Source organism: Shimia sp. R9_2 (assembly GCF_017743735.1).
GTDB lineage: Bacteria > Pseudomonadota > Alphaproteobacteria > Rhodobacterales > Rhodobacteraceae > Shimia.
On record NZ_JAGHRO010000005.1, the window covers coordinates 145,377 to 161,596 of the forward strand.

Here is a 16,220-nt window from a genome sequence, read left to right on the forward strand (position 1 = left end):
TTTGTCTCCGACAAAACGGGGCGGGACGGCGCAGCCCGACTTGCAGTCGGGCCTTTTTTAGGTGCCGTTCAGACCACCGCCAACCGTCAGAGTCTGGCCGCTGACATAGTTGCTTTCGGGGCAGCAGAAGAGATAGACGCCATCGGCGGCTTCTTCTGGTGTGCCGGGGCGGCCCAGCGGCACCATGGAAGCAAAGCCTGTGGCGACTTTTTCGGGGATGCCGATGCCGACGGTGTTGCCATCCACGGTGATGGATTTCTTCTCATTGGTGGCCTCGGTGAGGCGGGTTTCGATATAGCCAAAGGCGACGCAGTTCACATTCACCTTAAAGCGGCCCCATTCTTTGGCCAGTGTTTTGGTGAGGCCGAGCACAGCGGATTTGGCCGAAGCATAGTTGGCCTGACCCACATTGCCGCCGGTGCCTGCGATGGAAGAGATGTTCACCACCTTGCGGAAGACTTCCTGTCCGGCCTCAGCCTCTTGGGTGGCCGCGCCTTTGATGAAGCCGGAAGCGGCGCGCAGAATGCGGAAGGGCGCTTTGACGTGCACATCCATCATGGCGTCAAACTGATCGTCGGTCATATGGCCGATGAGGCTGTCCCATGTGTAGCCCGCGTTGTTGACGATGATGTCAATCGCGTTCCACTCAGACACACCTGCGCCGATGAAGCGTTCGGCAAAGCCGTCCTCGGTCACGGAGCCGGGCACGGCAATGGCCTTGCCACCGGCTGCGGTGATTTCATCGACCACAGCTTGCGCAGGAGCCTCCTCGAGATCGTTGACGACGATATTGGCGCCTTCGCGGGCGAGTTTCAGGGCGACGGCGCGGCCGATGCCATTGCCTGCGCCGGTGATATAGGCGGTTTTGCCTGTCAGCTTTCCGGTGAGTTTGCTCATTTGGGTGGTCCTTAGTCGAGATCCAGAGATCGGGCGATCACCTCTTTCATGATTTCATTGGTGCCGCCATAGATCTTTTGCACGCGTGCATCGGTGTAGAGTTCGCTGATCGGATACTCTGACATGTAGCCGTAGCCACCGTGCAGCTGCAGGCATTCATCGACGATTTCACATTGGGTCTGTGTGCCCCACCACTTGGCCATGGCGGCTTTTTCAGCAGTGAGCTGGCCTGCGTCGAGCTCGGTCAGACATTGATCGCAGAAGGCGGCGAGCAGTTCGATCTTGGTGGCGCATTCAGCAAGCTTGAAGCGGGTGTTCTGAAAATCCATGACGCGCTGGCCAAAGGCTTTGCGCTCTTTCACATAAGCCAGCGTGTGGTCGAGCGCGCATTGGGAGGCCCCAAGCGCCATATAGCCAAGGATCAGGCGCTCCCATGGGAGCTGTTTCATCAACTGGATGAAACCCTGGCCTTCCTCGGGGCCAAGCAGGTTGGTCAGCGGGACGCGCACATCCTGAAAGGAAAGCTCGGCAGTGTCGTTGCGCTTCATGCCCATCTTCTTGAGGCGGCGGCCGACGGTGAAGCCCTCAAGCCCTTCGGTTTCCACGATGATCAGCGACACGCCCCGGCCTTTGGCGGTTGGGTCGGTCTTGGCGACCAGCACGATCAGATCGGCGGTGGCGCCATTGGTGATGAAGGTTTTGGAGCCGTTGATCAGATATTCATTGCCATCGCGGATGGCGGTGGTTTTGACCGCCTGCAGGTCAGAGCCGGTGCCCGGTTCGGTCATGGCGATGGCGGCGACTTTGCGCCCTGCGGCGAGATCGGGCAGCCAGCGGGCCTGTTGTTCCTCAGAGCCAAAGGCGGTGATGTAATGCGCGGCGATGTTGTGGACCGAGACGCCCCAGCCGCTGTCTCCGGCTTTGGTCTGTTCCAGAAAGGTGATGGCGTCAAAGTGGCGCGACAGGCCAAGGCCGCCGTGGGCTTCGGGGAAGGTCGCGCCAAGGATGCCAAGGTCACCGGCTTTGTGCCAGAGGTCTTTGGGCACCACGCCGGCCTCGGACCATGCGGCGTTGTTGGGGATGACCTCTTCGGCCATGAAACGGCTGACGCTGTTTGCAAAGGCGGTGTGATCCGCCGTCATCCACATGTGGTTGGGCATTTGAGGTCCTTGTTGTCTGTCAGGAGGGGGCGCGCAGCGTGGCGTGCGCGGGATCAGGGGGTGCCGCAGACCTTGGCTTCGCCGCGCAGGGTTCTGGTGCCGTCATCAATATGTGCGGCGAGCGCGAGGGTCAGCAGCACGCGGCCGTGTTGCTCAAGCCGGTCGCTGACGGTGCCTGTACAGGTGACGGTTGCGCCCACCGGGGTGATCGCGGTGAAGCGGCTGGAGAGGCCGCGCAGGCGGCTTTGCCCGGCCCAGCCGGTCACGAGGCGGCCGAGTTGGGCCATGGAGAGCATGCCATGGGCAAAGACATCGTCCATGCCAGCCTCGCGGGCAAAATCCAGATCGATGTGGATCGGATTGTGATCTGCGGATGCTCCGGCATAGAGCGCGAGGGTTTTGCGGCTGATCGGGCCGAATGTGAGTGGGGGCAGGTGGTCGCCGACCTGAGCGGTGTCCGGGGTGCGGGCGATTGTGATCGTCGTGGTCATGATGTCTCTCCCTTAGCTCAGGCGGTGGATCAGAGCGCGATTGGCCTCAACCAGCAGGCCACGTTGGGGGTGGCTGATGCGGGTGGTGATATGGGCGATCTCAAGTTTGCCGCCTTTGGGGTCGCTGAAGCCGGTGATCTCGTTTTCGACCTGCACCGTGTCTCCGGCGTAGAGCGGCCCGTGGTAGGTGTAGTCTTCTGCGCCATGCAGGAGCACGCGCAGATCGCCGTTGATCAACTCCAGAATGTCGGGCTGCCCGCGGCGTTTGGCCTTTTGTCCGGCCAATGTGCCCACCACCACGGCGTAGGTGGCAGGGGCGAGAATGTCGGGATGGTCAGCGGCGCGGGCGGCGCAGGTGTCGAGGTGGACCGGGTTGGTCTCGCCGATGGTTTCGGCAAAGAAGATCAGCGCCCCGCGTTCGATGGTGATCTCGATGACGGGGGTAATGTGACCCTTGGCGCTGCGATCAAAGATGCCCATCCGCCCTGCCTCACGCCGCCTGATAAAGCGTGACCACGCAGGCGCCGCCAAGGCCAAGGTTGTGCTGAAGCGCGGTGCGGGCACCTTCGACCTGCCGCGCCTCTGCGGTGCCGCGCAGCTGGTGGGTCAGCTCATAACATTGCGCCAGACCGGTGGCCCCCAGCGGGTGGCCCTTGGACAGCAGGCCGCCGGAGGGGTTGGTGACATATTTACCGCCATAGGTGTTGTCGCCATCTGCGATGAATTTCTGCGCGGTGCCTTCCGGCGTGAGGCCAAGCCCCTCGTAGGTGATGAGCTCGTTGTGGGCAAAGCAGTCATGCAGCTCGACCACATCCACATCCTCGATCGCGATGCCGGAGGCTTCCTGCACCTGCAGCGCTGCTGCTGCGGTCATGTCATAGCCCACCACCTGCATCATGTCCTGTGCCTCAAAGGTGGAGGCGTAGTCGGTGGTCATGGCCTGCGCCTTGATCCGGACGGTGGTGTCCAGACCGTGTTTGGCGGCAAAACGCTCCGAACAGAGAATGGCGGCAGCACCGCCGCAGGTTGGCGGGCAGGCCATAAGACGGGTCATGACGCCATCCCACATCACGGGGGCGGCGAGCACCTCTTCCTCAGAAAGCTCCTGTGAGAACAGGGCAAGCGGATTGCGCGCCGCGTGGCGGGAGGCCTTGGCGCGGATCCTGGCAAAGTCTGCCAGCTCGGTGCCGTATTTCTGCATATGTGATTGCCCCGCGCCGCCAAAATAGCGCAGCGCCAGCGGCACTTCGGCGTGGCCGACCAGCGTGTCGCAGGCTGCGTCAAAGTCATCAAAGGGCGTGGGCCGGTCGGTCCAATGGCTGCCCAGAGCGCCAGGACGCATCTGCTCAAAGCCCACAGCGAGCACGCAGTCTGCCATGCCGCTCTCCACGGCCTGCCGCGCCATATAGAGCGCGGTGGAGCCTGTGGAGCAGTTGTTGTTGACGTTGATGATCGGGATGCCGGACATGCCAACCTGATAAAGCGCCTTCTGCCCGCATGTGCTGTCGCCGTAGACGTAGCCCGCAAAGGCCTGCTGAATATCTGCGTAGCTGAGACCCGCATCTTTCAGCGCGGCCCGCACGGCGGCGGCACCCATTTGGTCATAGCTTTCAGATGCACCGGGTTTGGCAAATTTGATCATGCCAACACCCGCCACGATGGCGGCTGCGCTCATGGTAGTCTCCTCCAATCCGGTCTCTGGCCAGCCTCTGCGGCCCCGGATCCTGCGCCAGTATCGGGTTGACGTAGATATCTGGCAAATTCAATGTTGTCGCAAGCTATTCATTTTTGGAATGGCAGGGAGAGGCCATGAATCTGACCAAATTGCGCTATGTGGTGGCGGTGGATCGGCAGGGGGCAATCTCGGCTGCGGCGCGGGCGCTGAATGTGACCCAGTCGGCGGTGACAAAGGCGGTGGCCGATGTCGAGCAAGAGGTTGGAACCGCTCTGTTTTACCGCCATGCGCGCGGGGTTGCGGCCACCGCGCAGGGCCGACAGTTTGTGGACCGCGCCGCCCGCATTCTGGCGGATGTGGATCAGCTGACATCAGATGTGGATGCGGCGCGGCAAACGCGCGAGCAGGTGCTGCGGATCGGTATTGCGCCAAGCTCCATGGAAGGGTTGATGAGCCGTGCCGTGTGGTCTCTGGTGAATGCGCATCCGGATGTGCGCGTGCATGTGCGGGGCACTTCGTTTGAGGCGGGGCTGCAGCTCTTTCGTCAGGGAGATCTGGATGCGTTTGTCGGGCCTTCGCGCCCGCTGATGGCGGAGCCGGGGGCGCGTGCCGAGGCTTTGGCGCCGCTGCAAGTGCGGTTGTTTGTGCGCCACGGGCATCCCTTGCTTGGGCGGCAGGTCACGGCGCAGGATTTGGTGGGCTTGCCGCTGATCGTGCCTGAGACCAGCGGACCTTATGCGGAACAGATGCAAAATGTGATGCCGCAGATGGAGGGCGACCTGCTAAGGCGGCTGCACATCATGCAGAACTTCGCGATGGCCGCAGGCGTTGTCGAGCGCAGCGATGCGGTGGGGATGGTGGCGGCCAGCTATGCGGAGAGCCGCCATTTCCGCGCTCGCTTTGATGTGTTGGATTTTCCAGACCAAGGCCCCGTCTCGATGGCTGTGGTGTTTCGCAGCGGCCCGCGACGCGGACAGGCGCTGGGCTGGTTTTTGGAAGCGTTGCAGAGCTTTCCGCCCACAACGGGTGCGGAGATGCCTTAGCGCGGTTTTACTCGGCGGCGTCTGAGGGCAGGTGATCCATAAGCGCGGCGCGGGTTTCGCTCCAGATCGCAGGGAAGGCGGTCAAGGCGCGGTCAAACCCGCTGTCGTCTTGCATTTTGGCGGCGGTGTCGGCTTCGACCAGCTGTGCGTGCAGGCTGCGCGCGCCAAAGACCGCTGCGGCCCCCGCCAGATTGTGGCACATTTTGGCGATGATGGCGGGGTCACTGTCGGGCGCGGCGATCGCGTCGCGCAGCGTGTCGCCTTCGTTGAGGAAGCGGGTAAGCAGCCGGGCAAACGTGTCGGCTGGCAGGCCGGACCGGTTGTTGGTCAGCGTTTTGATGTCGACAGCCACGGAGGCTGTTTTTGCGCCGTCTTCTTCGCCCGAGGTTTTGGCGGTGCTCAGGGTTTGCAACGTGTTCTGCAGGGCCTCGCGATCCAGCGGTTTGGCGAGGAAGCCGTTCATGCCGGCTTCTTTCAGGCGCAGGCGTTCGGTTGGCAGGATGTTGGCGGAGACCGCAATGATCGGCGTGTGTTTGTTGGGGCCGTTGCCGCCGCGAATGGCGAGGGTGGCCATCAGCCCGTCCATCACCGGCATGGCAATGTCCATCAGGATCACATCAAAGGCGGCCACGCTGGCCTGTTCCAGACCTTGTTCGCCATCAGCGGCAACGATCACCTCATGGCCGGCATTGCGGAGCATTTCTTCGGCTAGTTCGCGGTTGATGGCGTTGTCTTCGACCACCAGAACGCGGCGTTTGATGGCGGGAGCGGGCGTGCTTTCCTCCGCGTGCTGGGGCGGGCGGCGGCCCGGGGCCATGGGCAGGCGCACCCAGAACACACTGCCTTGGCCTTCGGTGCTTTCAACCCCAAGGGTGCCACCCATGGCGGTGACGATGCGGCGGGCGATGCCAAGGCCGAGGCCGGTGCCACCGGGCACTTGCCCAAGGCCGGTGTCATTGGTGACAAAATCCTCAAACACCTTGTCCAGACGGTCTTCGGCGATGCCGATGCCGGTGTCACAGACGCGCAGTTCGATCACCGGCGTGTCGTCGATGGTTTCGGGCAGCGCCTCAACCTCAACCGTGATGGCACCTTTGTTGGTAAATTTGATGGCATTGCCGATCAGATTGAGCAGCACCTGTTCCAAGGCGGCGCGGTCGGTGCGGACCCAGGCGCGCGGGACGCCTTCCCAGCGCCAGCTGAGGGCGTTGCCGCGCGCGGAGGCTGCGCTCAGTTGGCTGTCGACCAGCTCCTGAAGCAGAACCGAGAGATCTGTGCAGGCCAGAGAGATATTGAGCACACCGGCCTCATGGCGGGCGATATCAAGCACCGTGTCCACATGGCGCATGAGCACCCGGCCCGAGATTTCCATATTGCGGATGTAGCGGGTTTGCGCGGTGGTCAGGGCGGTGTCGTTGAGCAGGCTGAGATTGCCGAGCATGCCGTTGAGCGGCGTGCGGATTTCGTGGCTCATCACGGTGAGGAACTCTGCCTTGGCGCGTTCGCCCGCAAGCGCCTGATCGCGGGTTTTGACCAGCTCCTGCTCGGCGGCGACGCGATCCGAGATGTCATGCATGAAGCCCAAAAGGATCGGGCGGCCGTCTTCTTCGGCAACCTCGACGGAGATTTCGCCGGGGAACAATGTGCCGTCGGCGCGCCGCAAATCCGAGCGGATGCGGCCGCGGCCCGCGAAATGGTCGGATTGGCCGTTGCGGATGCGCTCCATCGCGGCCTTGTGGATGGCGTCGGTCCCCGGCGGGGCGATCAGGTCGATCACATTCTGGCCGCGAATGTCCTCAAACTTGTATTGGAACATGTCTTCGCAGGCTTTGTTGAACTCCAGCAGGCGGCCTTCGCCGTCGGTCACCAGCACGCCGTCCAGCGAGGTGGTGAGGATGGTGCTCATACGGTTGTTGGCTTCGGTCAGGGCCTGGCCGTGCTGGCGTGCGAGCCGGTAGTTGTTGAAGGCGTGGATGACCAGCGCAAGCAGGGCGACCAGGAGCAGGGCGATCAGGCCGGTCAGACGCAGCAGCGTGTCTGCCACTTGCGCGCGCTGGCGGTCTGCCTGTTCGGCGAAGAAGGTCAGCCCTTTCAGGGACAGGGTGCGGGTGTCGTTGCGCAGATGCGCTGAGTCCTTGGTAAGCTGCGGCAGGGCGGCGCGCAGTTCGGCATCGGGCGCGTCAATGATCGGCACCGTGTTGATGACAAAGCTGTGCACGCGCTCCAGCGCCGCATCAAACTCCGGCACGGAGGTCAGGCGCAGATAGACGGGGGAGGTCGCCAGTGTGGTGACGCGGCTGTAGAGAATGTCATAGCGCAGCCGCAGGCGGGCGAGGCCGCCTTCGGGGTCCAGAATGGCGGTTTCCAGCGCGGTGGTGAAATCGCGGCTTTCGAGCTCGACCTGATTGAGGGACCAGTCCACGTCATCGGAGGCTTTGGCGCGCACCTCGCGGAAGTTAGAGGTCACCTCATAGGCGGCGTAAGCGGAGAAGACCGTCAGCACGCAGACAAGCACGATGAGGCCGATGCTGAGGCGGCGGCGCCAGGGGGAGCGATCTGGTGAAAGGGACGCCCGCGTCGCGTGGCGGCGTTGCGTGGCGTGATCCTGCGCGGTTTGTCCGGAGCGCGCGCTCACGGCTTTGCCTCCGGTGCCGGACAGGGACCCGTCATGCTGCGTTCGCGCGAATATACCAAAACCAACCCACATACTTAAACATACGCTTGCGGCGCGCTGAGGAGCCCTTGGGCTCGTGGAAAGACTTGTGACAGGCTTTGCGACATGCGCAAAAGCTAGTCGATGACTTCAATTCTGTCGAGTTGCCAAATGCTGCGCGAGTAGATTTGCGATGTGCGATATTTCTCATCGGAATCAAACGGGTAGATCACCCAGAGCGGGCCTTTTTCACGGCGGTGCATGGTGTCACCGTTCATTTCATAGGCCAGAATGGGCGCGTCGCCTTCAAGCGAAGCAACCGGGATCTCGATCGTGTAGTCGTTAATCGCGGAGGCCCGAAGCGTGTTGCCAGAATTCCCCAATTCTTCAAGCAACAACGCTATCGGTACACCCGTGAACATAAGAACCCCTTCGGTCCATATGGTCGAAGTTGAAATGGAGGCTGCCGGTAATTCGCGCAGCATCTCCAAATCGAACTGAGCTGTGTCGTCGACATTGGTTTTGTCGATCGTGCCCGACACAGTCAGGATGACGCTTCCGGATGGCGTGTCCATGGCGTCGGCAGCCCGAAGGGCTGTCGTGAGTGGTAGCAAAAAGCTGAGTGCAAGCGCGAAAGTCGCGGATGTTTTTGGTCGCATTTTTCTGCCGCCTCGTTTGCTTGACGTTAGTGTTAACTGCTTGGATTCGATGGTGCACGTGAGCATGAGGATAAACCTCCTATACAAAGGGGTAGGTTTTCGATTTAACCTCGCGTAAGGTGGCGAGGGATGGTCACATATTCGCTAAGGTTGAAAAACAGTGGTGGTGTTTCGCGGAAGTAAATGCTTCACTTTTCTCGGCTTAAATGGGGATATCAAACCCTTGCAGTTTCCGGGGCTGGGCGAGATATGTCCAGTACGAAGCGCGGAGTGAGTTGTTGAAGATACTAATCGCTGATGATCATGATCTCTTGAGAGATACCGTGGTGGCGTTTGTGGAAGCGGCCGGTGCGATGTCGACCGTCGGGGTTTCCGATCTGGATGGTGCGCTTGCCGCATTGGATGAAACGGCTGATTTTGATCTTGTGCTTCTGGATTACAATATGCCGGGCATGCGTGGTCTGGACGGGTTGAAGCAGGTGCTTGCGCATAAGGTGGCCCCGCGGGTGGCGCTGATTTCCGGAGAGGCCTCACGTGAGGTGGTGCATCGGGCGATGGCGGCAGGCGCTGCCGGATTTGTCCCCAAAACCCTGCCAGCCAAATCTCTGGTCAATGCCATTCGGTTTATGGCGGCAGGGGAGCAATTTGTGCCCGCTGACCTGCTGACCGAAGAGGCGATAAGCACAGAGCGCCATCCGATTGCGCAAAAGCTCACCAAACGCGAAATGGAAGTTCTGCAGGGGCTTGCGGAGGGCAAAGCCAACAAAGAGATCGCGCGTGATCTTGATCTGTCAGAGCCGACCATCAAGCTGCATGTGAAAAATCTCTACCGCAAGATTGGGGCCGCGAACCGGACGCAAGCGGCGCTGATTGCGCGTGAGGCGGAGCTGTTCTGAGCCGAGCCGAGCGCACCTCGCGGCTTTGATGCTATTTTGCCGCAAAGTTTCCTTAACTTCACCTGACTGCGGCGCTCAAAGGTTCTTTAAGTGCTTGTGTGCTTTATGCAGCGCCAAGGAAACTACCGCTGGAGATAAACCATGTTGGCGCGCATTTTTGCGACTGTTGTTGCAATTGGGGTCACTGCCGGAATCACTGCGCATTCTGCGATGGCAGAGGGGCGCAGCTATCTTGGGTTTGGCAACCTTCTTGTGAATGATGCGATTGGCGACGGGTATGACCGCTGGCGCACCGGCTCTTATGGCACCAGCCGTGTCTGGGGCTATGACTGGGACGGCGCGTTGCCGGAAGCGGCGGGTGATATTTTGGAGCTGCGACTGGGGGGGGAGGTGATCGCGCCCAGAACGCTTGTGAACCCAAGTACCTCCGACCGTCCGTTTGCGGGGATGTTGAGTGCCGGTGTGCACACGCATTTTCAGCGCAGCGGTACGGAATTCGCGCTGGGTGGCGATTTGGTGGCCATTGGCCCAATGACCCATCTGGATGAGCTGCAAAACGCCATTCACGACTTGATCAATGTGTCCCAATCTTCACCTGAGGTGCGGGCCGCTCAAATTCCCAACACATGGCGTCTGCGCGGTGTGGCAGAGATTGGCCGCGAAGTGCAGATGGGCGGGCAGTCTCGCTTGCGCCCCTTTGTAGAGGCGCGTGCCGGTGACGAAAGCCTTGTGCGCGCCGGATTTGACCTGACCATCGGCAAATTTGGGGAAGGTGAGCTTTTGGTGCGGGACTGGGTGACCGGTCATCGCTATCGCACGATTCGCAACCATCAGCCGGGCTGGAGCTTTGTGGCTGGTGCAGATGTGGCACATGTTTTTGACAGCGTGTTTCTGCCGGAAGACCGTGGCATCGCGCTTGAGGAGATGCGCAGCCGGGTGCGTGCCGGCGTGCATTGGCGTGGCCAGAAACACCATGTTTTTTATGGCCTGACTTGGCTTTCTGAAGAGTTCGAAGCGCAGGATGAGGCGCAGGTTGTCGGGGCCATCAAGCTCGATTTCAAATTCTAAAAGCGGCTGGCGCGGCACGGCCGCGCGGCGCCCTCCGCCGGATTTTGCGGAGAATCGGGTAGGCAATTCTGTCCGATTTTGTTAACCTGCCGTTAATAAAAAAAGACATGGCAGGTTATCGGGCAATGAAGACGGGCTTTCGTGGCACGTTTGTCATCTCCTGGTCACAGACAGAAATAGACGGTCAGAAGGCCGCACCGCTACAAGCGCTGGACACGGGCGTGGTGTGGTCCTGGTCACAGGAAGCCGTCCGTGTGGACGGCCCCACGGGGCTATTGCGTCTGGACCGAGGCGAAGAAGGTGCAAACATCCGCAAACGGGCGGCGCATATGGTGCGTCGGCTGGTTGGGGCTGCGGTGAATACGCAGACCCATGTGACATCTTTGGATGAAATCGAGGTTGAGGATCCGCTCATGGAGGGCGGGTTCGTGGTGACCGACGGCACCGACAGCTATACGGCGACGGTGATCGAAGTGGCGGGCAGTGCCCCGCTGTTGATGTTTTTGGATGAGCTGCCGCCGAAGAATCGGCAGCTTTGGGTGGTGCATCATGCGATGAGCGCGCTGCAGCGCCCCAAGGCGGAGGACAGCAGCGGTGTGATCTGTTTCACGCCGGGCACGCGGATTGCCACGCCGGAAGGGCCGCGCCTGATTGAGGAGCTGCGCGAGGGTGACCGGGTGCAGACCCGGGACAATGGCGCGCAGGAAGTTCAGTGGATTGGCAGCCGCCGCATGACCGGCGCGCGCCTTTTTGCGATGCCCAAGCTGCGCCCGATCCGCATCCGGCCCGGTGCGCTGGGCATTGAGCGCCCTGATCAGGAGCTGATTGTCAGCCCGGAGCACCGGATGCTGGTGCGCGGCGCGGCGGCACGGGCGCTGTTCAATGTGCCTGAGGTTTTGGTGACCGCGCGCGATCTGGTGAACGGGCGCACGGTTGCGGTGGACAGTGCGCTGAAGGAAGTCACCTATGTGCATCTGCTGTTGCCAAGCCATGAGGTGATCTGGGCCAATGGCGTGGAAACCGAGAGCTTTCACCCCGCCAGTGCGGAGATGGACAGCCTTGCGCCGCAAGACCGCGCGCGTCTGGCCGCGCATCTGCCGGATGTGGCCGACGATCCGCACAGCTATGGCGCCTATGCGCGCCGCAATCTGACCACCAGCGAGGCGGCCATTCTGCTGCATGACGCCGCCTGACCTCTGTCTCAGCCGGTCTGGCTGAGATCCTGTGCAAGCATCAGGGCGTTTTCGTCCGGATCATAGAATGTGGCGAGTTTGACCATGCCCGGGACTTCCTGCGTGGGTCCGTCAAACCGCACATTGGCCCCTTCCAGGGCACTGCGGGCCGCGTCGATGTCGGCAACGCCAAAGACCGGCACACAGTTGCCCGGATTGGGCTCTGCCTGCTCGCCAAACCCCAGTGTGACGCCTTCGGTGTTGGTGGCCATTTCGCTCCAGCCCGCCTCATCAATGTGATAGCGCAGCTCAAATCCAAGCTTTTCCTGATACCACGCGGCGCTGGCGTGACGATCTTTGACCGAAAGGGCCAGGGTGATGCGGTTGTCGACGGGGGCAAGAGCCATGGGCGGGTCCTTATGTCTTGTGTGAAATAAAAAATAAAGTAACTATACTTTATGGACATTCATTCTCTTGTCAAGCTGACCTCTCGCGCCTGGGCGCTGGACATTCTGGCGCATATGCATGCCGGGGTGCCGGGGCGGCAGGCCGCTTTGCTGACCGCCACAGGGGCGGGGCGCACGGCATTTGCCGCGAGTCTGCAGCATCTGATGGGGCTGGGGCTGGTGGGGCGCAATTCGGGGCATGGGCATCCGATCCGGCCCGAGTTTCGGCTCACGCAGGAAGGCGTGGCAGCGGCGGCGCTGGCGCACCGCGTGTTGCAGGCGGTGCCTGATGGTGCGCAGCTGGGGGTGTTGCGCAAGAGCTGGACGGTGCCGGTGCTGGCCTTGGCGCAGCAGCCTCAGCGGTTTTCGGGGCTGCGGGCCGGGTTAGGCGCGATCACGGATCGGGCGCTTTCCGCATCGTTGCAGCGGCTGGAAGCGCAGGATTGGGTGACGCGGGAGATTGATCTCTCTCAGCGGGTGCCGTTTCCGGTCTATCAGGCGGTGAACGCCGGTGGTGAGATCAGCCGGATTGTGGCGATGGCGGCGTGACTTCGGGTGCGGGGCAGACCTTCATCTTTTGCTTCGTGACGTTGAAGTGGGCGTGGTAATAGTAGGGGCTGTTGGGGTCGAGTTTTTTGAACGCCTCAAAGGTCTGATCAAAACCCATGCAGAACAGATTGTCGGTCATGTCAAAGAGGTGCTGGATGCCGTCATGGCAGCTGTATTCCTACTCCGGATACACCTCTTCGTACATCTGATGGGTCACGGCGCGGCCCTCTTCTGAGAGGTTGAGGCATTTCACAAAGTCCAGACGCACCTGCGTGTGCGCGATGGTGTAGGGGCTGTGGTTCTCGGCCCTGTCAAAGCTCACGAAATGGGACACGAAATCAGCATTGGCCAGCGCAAGAACAAAGGGGCGGTGCAGCACGGCGTTGACCGCAAGCGACTTGCCTCGTTCGCGTGCGGCTTCCTGATCGTGATAGTGTTGGAGGTAGAGTGGCGGATCAAAAGCCTCCAGCGCGGCCCACTCAACGGGGCAAAATTCCTGCGCAAGCTCCGCGTAGCTTGGGTTGGCAGGACGAAGCGCTGCGAGCGCCAGCAGGAAAGTGACGTAGCCAATGAGGGCTGCAGCAATAAGGCGCTTCATAACGTGTACCACTCAATCTATGCGGTCTTGTTCTGGAGGTGTGCTGCGGCGGGAATAGGGAGCAATTGCGGCGAATTGGGGGGCTCAGTTTGTTCCTTATCATCCTTAAGTGTGCGAGTTTTCGGAGCGTGATGTTTTGGTTGAGTTTGTGAGTGTCTCAATGCAATCTGAGGGTGTTTTCCCTAAGTCGAAGAGTTAGATCCTTGTTCAAATCAAAGCTTCTTTTGGTCGTATTCTCCCTGATTGCAACATCCGCGAGTGCTCAAGACATCCGCTGGAAATCCGATAAAGCGACGCCGGGGGACTATGTGTCAGTCGAGCAGTCGCAGGGTGGATTGATCCACCATGTTTATGCTGGTCGTAAGGGTAAGGATTTTGTCCTTAAGAGTTATCGTGGCGCGCAACCCGCAGGAGAGCCTGTCTTTGTCACTTATCTGGACAAAGACGGAAACTACCGGAAATGGGTGCGCGCGGATGGGTTCGAGATCAAATATCGGCCGCATGATTGCACGCGTACGTTGGGACAATGCACCTATAAAGAAACCCACTCGGACGGGACGCGCAAGAAGCGTACACGTGTGACAGAGGCCACGAATGATGGCCTCGCCTTCAAGGAATATGACGAGAAAGGGGCGTTTTTGTTTGGCGGTCGCATTGCGCTTGATGCTTGGGGCTGGGGAGGAGACGGCACTATTGATGGCAACCGTGGAAAGCAGAAATTTAGGCTTGTTGGGCGCAGTTTTGATCCAAAATAGTGGGTGACCACCCGGTAAAAGTGCTGAGTGGACTGATTGGTTGTAGCGAAGTGTGCTGTGACGGGATTACAAGCTACGCTTGGATTCGAAGCCTAACATGTATTTCCATTGGGCTCTTGCTGAAGCTGCCCCGCCATTTCGGCGGGGCAGCTTGATGTCAGTCGATTGTGAGCACTAGTTTCCCGGTGGTGGCGCCGCTTTCCAATTGTCGTTGCGCCTCTGATGCCTCGGTGATTGGCAAGGTGGAAATTTGCGGGCGCAGGATGCCATTCTCCAAAAGCGCAATGACGCGAGCCATGTCTGTCTGGAAAGCCTCGGGCTGATTGAGGAAATACGTGTAGATGTCGCTGACACGCACGGCGACGGACTTTTGGAAGTGTTTGGCGAGATCTTCGGCAAATGTCCCTGTGGGCGGGCCTGCGAGGAAGCCAAACAGAACCACAGTGCCCAAGGGGGCGAGGGCGTCCAAATCCGTGGCCAGTGTGGCGCCAGAGATTGGGTTCAGGCTGAGGTCGACACCGCGACCGCCGGTGATTTCTTTGACCCGTTCGGTGACGTTTTCCGTGCGGTAGTCGATCACATGGTCGGCGCCCTGAGCGCGCGCATAGTCCATCTTGTCAGTGCTGACCGAGGCGATGACTGTCATGCCGAGGTGCTTGGCGATGTGCTGGGTCATGGTGCCAACACCGCCAGCGGCAGCATGTACGAGAACCGATTTTCCTGCCGCCGCACCGCCCAAGTTGACCAGCATGTGGTATGCGGTCATGGCGTTCACCGGCAGCGCAGCGGCCTTGGTGAACGGGATGCTGTCTGCAATTTTGGTCACGTAGGGCGCTGCCACAATAGAGTGGGTGCCATAGCCGCCGGCGCCAATCGGCCCCATCCAGGCAACGCGGTCGCCCTCGGCGAATTGGGTGACATCCTCGCCAACGGCTTCTACCACGCCCGCGCCTTCCACGCCCGGGACATGGGGCAGGTCGGGCATCATGCCCTCAGGCATCTCACCGCGCCGGATAATGGTGTCGATGAAATTCACAGCGGCGGCGTGGTTGCGGATCAGCACTTCGTTTGGTTTTGGGGGCTGCGGCGCGTGGGCTACCTTTGTGAGGACGTCGGCGGCTCCGGTGTGGGGGATCTCGATAGCATAAGGCATGTGTTTTCTCCTGTGTCTGAGGGAGAAGTTAGGCGGTCACATCCGAGAAGATAATGGTTGAAAATAAGAGTTATAATCTCAAAAATGAGATAATGATCTACAACGACCTTGCCTTATTTGTCGCTGTCGCGCGCCATCTCAGTTTTTCTGAGGCGGCAGAAAGTCTTGGCATACCTCTCAGTCGGGTGAGCCGCCGGATTGCAGGGTTGGAGACCCAACTGGGGGTGCGGCTTTTTGAGCGTACCACAAGACAGGTGCGGCTCACGGAGGAGGGGCGCCGGCTGTTTGATCAGAGCCAAGGCGCTGTTGAGGCACTTCAGAATGTGGCTGGAATTCTGGAGCTACCGGCACAGCAGACCATTCGCGTGACGGCATCGCCTTTGGCGGCGCGAGTCTCCATAGGGCCGCGGCTCCTGGCCTTTGCCGCAGATAATCCCACGGTCCGGTTTGATCTGATTGCTGCGAACGCCAATCTCGATTTCTTCCGCGACAATATTGATCTCGCCTTTCGGCTGGGGCCGCTGGAGGACTCCAATCTGATTGCCCGGCGGCTCTGGTCTGTGCCTTATCGGTTCTGCGCGACCGCTGGATTTTGCAAGGCGCATGGAGTGTCGGGTGTGGTGTCACGCGAGGTGCTGCTGGGACTGCCAGCGGTGTGCACGCAGCAGGCCTGGATTCTGAGCAATGGCGAGCGGTTGCAGCCTTCCAACGTTGCGCATGTGCTCGATGATCTCAATCTGGTGGCTGACGCGGCGCGGATGGACTTTGGCGTGGCGCTGCTGCCTGAAGATCTGGTGAGGGACGGTCTGGTTCCGCTGGAGGTTTCGGATGTGCCGCCGGTGTCACGTGACATGTATGCGGTCTATCCCAGCCGTCGGCTCTTGCCAGATCGCATGCGCAGGCTTATCGACTTTATCGCAGCTTAAGCGGCGCTGCCATTGATAGGGCACTCCCCGCTTGACTCCCCAAGAATCCCCCGTATAAGCGCGCATTCATTGGTGTTGG

Annotated in this window: 18 protein-coding genes; 7 read left to right on the top strand and 11 right to left on the bottom strand. The window is 60.6% G+C overall.

Annotated elements, in window-relative coordinates:
- Positions 1–57 precede the first annotated feature (57 nt).
- Genes J7400_RS13840 through J7400_RS13860 form a run of 5 tightly spaced genes read right to left on the bottom strand, consistent with a single transcriptional unit; the run spans position 58 to position 4,223 of the window.
- Positions 58–897 carry an SDR family oxidoreductase gene (locus tag J7400_RS13840; protein ID WP_209064253.1) on the bottom strand — a complete coding sequence of 280 codons (840 nt, stop codon included), beginning with the start codon at positions 895–897 and terminating at the stop codon, positions 58–60.
- Positions 898–908: 11 nt separating this feature from the next.
- Positions 909–2,057, bottom strand: a complete 1,149-nt coding sequence (locus J7400_RS13845; protein ID WP_209064256.1) for an acyl-CoA dehydrogenase family protein — start codon at positions 2,055–2,057, stop codon at positions 909–911.
- Between the two features lie 53 nt (positions 2,058–2,110).
- On the bottom strand, positions 2,111–2,548 hold the full coding sequence (locus J7400_RS13850; protein ID WP_209064259.1) for a MaoC family dehydratase: 438 nt from the start codon (positions 2,546–2,548) through the stop codon (positions 2,111–2,113).
- A 12-nt stretch (positions 2,549–2,560) separates the two neighbouring features.
- The gene (locus J7400_RS13855) at positions 2,561–3,028 is read right to left on the bottom strand and encodes a MaoC family dehydratase N-terminal domain-containing protein (protein ID WP_209064262.1); all 468 of its coding nucleotides are present in this window, start codon (positions 3,026–3,028) and stop codon (positions 2,561–2,563) included.
- 10 nt (positions 3,029–3,038) lie between these two features.
- A complete protein-coding gene (locus tag J7400_RS13860; protein ID WP_209064265.1) occupies positions 3,039–4,223 on the bottom strand; it encodes a lipid-transfer protein in 1,185 nt (394 codons plus the stop codon).
- A gap of 134 nt (positions 4,224–4,357) precedes the next feature.
- Here J7400_RS13860 and J7400_RS13865 point away from each other — a divergent pair, with 134 nt between their 5' ends.
- Complete coding sequence (locus tag J7400_RS13865; protein ID WP_209064268.1) at positions 4,358–5,266, top strand: LysR family transcriptional regulator; 909 nt, start codon at positions 4,358–4,360, stop codon at positions 5,264–5,266.
- A 7-nt stretch (positions 5,267–5,273) separates the two neighbouring features.
- Here the strand turns inward: J7400_RS13865 and J7400_RS13870 are convergent, their stop codons facing one another.
- Together J7400_RS13870 and J7400_RS13875 are read right to left on the bottom strand one after the other, a co-directional pair.
- Positions 5,274–7,901, bottom strand: coding sequence for an ATP-binding protein (locus J7400_RS13870; protein WP_209064271.1), 2,628 nt, complete (start codon positions 7,899–7,901; stop codon positions 5,274–5,276).
- A gap of 155 nt (positions 7,902–8,056) precedes the next feature.
- A complete protein-coding gene (locus tag J7400_RS13875) occupies positions 8,057–8,644 on the bottom strand; it encodes a molybdopterin-dependent oxidoreductase (RefSeq protein ID WP_247738804.1) in 588 nt (195 codons plus the stop codon).
- Positions 8,645–8,856: 212 nt separating this feature from the next.
- Between J7400_RS13875 and J7400_RS13880 the strand changes: the two genes are divergently transcribed.
- From J7400_RS13880 to J7400_RS13890, 3 genes are all read left to right on the top strand, one after another.
- Positions 8,857–9,474: a response regulator transcription factor gene (locus J7400_RS13880; RefSeq protein ID WP_209064273.1), complete on the top strand. Its 618-nt coding sequence runs from the start codon at positions 8,857–8,859 to the stop codon at positions 9,472–9,474.
- Positions 9,475–9,615: 141 nt separating this feature from the next.
- The gene (locus tag J7400_RS13885; protein WP_209064275.1) at positions 9,616–10,542 is read left to right on the top strand and encodes a lipid A-modifier LpxR family protein; all 927 of its coding nucleotides are present in this window, start codon (positions 9,616–9,618) and stop codon (positions 10,540–10,542) included.
- 125 nt (positions 10,543–10,667) lie between these two features.
- The gene (locus J7400_RS13890) at positions 10,668–11,735 is read left to right on the top strand and encodes a Hint domain-containing protein (protein ID WP_209064277.1); all 1,068 of its coding nucleotides are present in this window, start codon (positions 10,668–10,670) and stop codon (positions 11,733–11,735) included.
- A gap of 8 nt (positions 11,736–11,743) precedes the next feature.
- Here the strand turns inward: J7400_RS13890 and J7400_RS13895 are convergent, their stop codons facing one another.
- On the bottom strand, positions 11,744–12,121 hold the full coding sequence (locus tag J7400_RS13895; protein WP_209064279.1) for a VOC family protein: 378 nt from the start codon (positions 12,119–12,121) through the stop codon (positions 11,744–11,746).
- 51 nt (positions 12,122–12,172) lie between these two features.
- Here J7400_RS13895 and J7400_RS13900 point away from each other — a divergent pair, with 51 nt between their 5' ends.
- Positions 12,173–12,709, top strand: a complete 537-nt coding sequence (locus J7400_RS13900) for a winged helix-turn-helix transcriptional regulator (RefSeq protein ID WP_209064281.1) — start codon at positions 12,173–12,175, stop codon at positions 12,707–12,709.
- Here J7400_RS13900 and J7400_RS13905 read toward each other — a convergent pair.
- Together J7400_RS13905 and J7400_RS13910 are read right to left on the bottom strand one after the other, a co-directional pair.
- Positions 12,681–12,848, bottom strand: a complete 168-nt coding sequence (locus J7400_RS13905) for a hypothetical protein (RefSeq protein WP_209064284.1) — start codon at positions 12,846–12,848, stop codon at positions 12,681–12,683. The two genes, J7400_RS13900 and J7400_RS13905, sit on opposite strands and share 29 nt — an antisense overlap.
- A 39-nt stretch (positions 12,849–12,887) precedes the next feature.
- Positions 12,888–13,307, bottom strand: coding sequence for a hypothetical protein (locus tag J7400_RS13910; protein ID WP_209064286.1), 420 nt, complete (start codon positions 13,305–13,307; stop codon positions 12,888–12,890).
- Between the two features lie 203 nt (positions 13,308–13,510).
- Between J7400_RS13910 and J7400_RS13915 the strand changes: the two genes are divergently transcribed.
- A complete protein-coding gene (locus J7400_RS13915) occupies positions 13,511–14,062 on the top strand; it encodes a hypothetical protein (RefSeq protein ID WP_209064288.1) in 552 nt (183 codons plus the stop codon).
- A gap of 157 nt (positions 14,063–14,219) precedes the next feature.
- Here J7400_RS13915 and J7400_RS13920 read toward each other — a convergent pair whose 3' ends face one another.
- Positions 14,220–15,215, bottom strand: coding sequence for a quinone oxidoreductase (locus J7400_RS13920; protein ID WP_209064290.1), 996 nt, complete (start codon positions 15,213–15,215; stop codon positions 14,220–14,222).
- A gap of 92 nt (positions 15,216–15,307) precedes the next feature.
- Here J7400_RS13920 and J7400_RS13925 point away from each other — a divergent pair, with 92 nt between their 5' ends.
- Positions 15,308–16,141: a LysR family transcriptional regulator gene (locus J7400_RS13925; RefSeq protein ID WP_209064292.1), complete on the top strand. Its 834-nt coding sequence runs from the start codon at positions 15,308–15,310 to the stop codon at positions 16,139–16,141.
- The last annotated feature ends 79 nt before the right edge of the window (positions 16,142–16,220 follow it).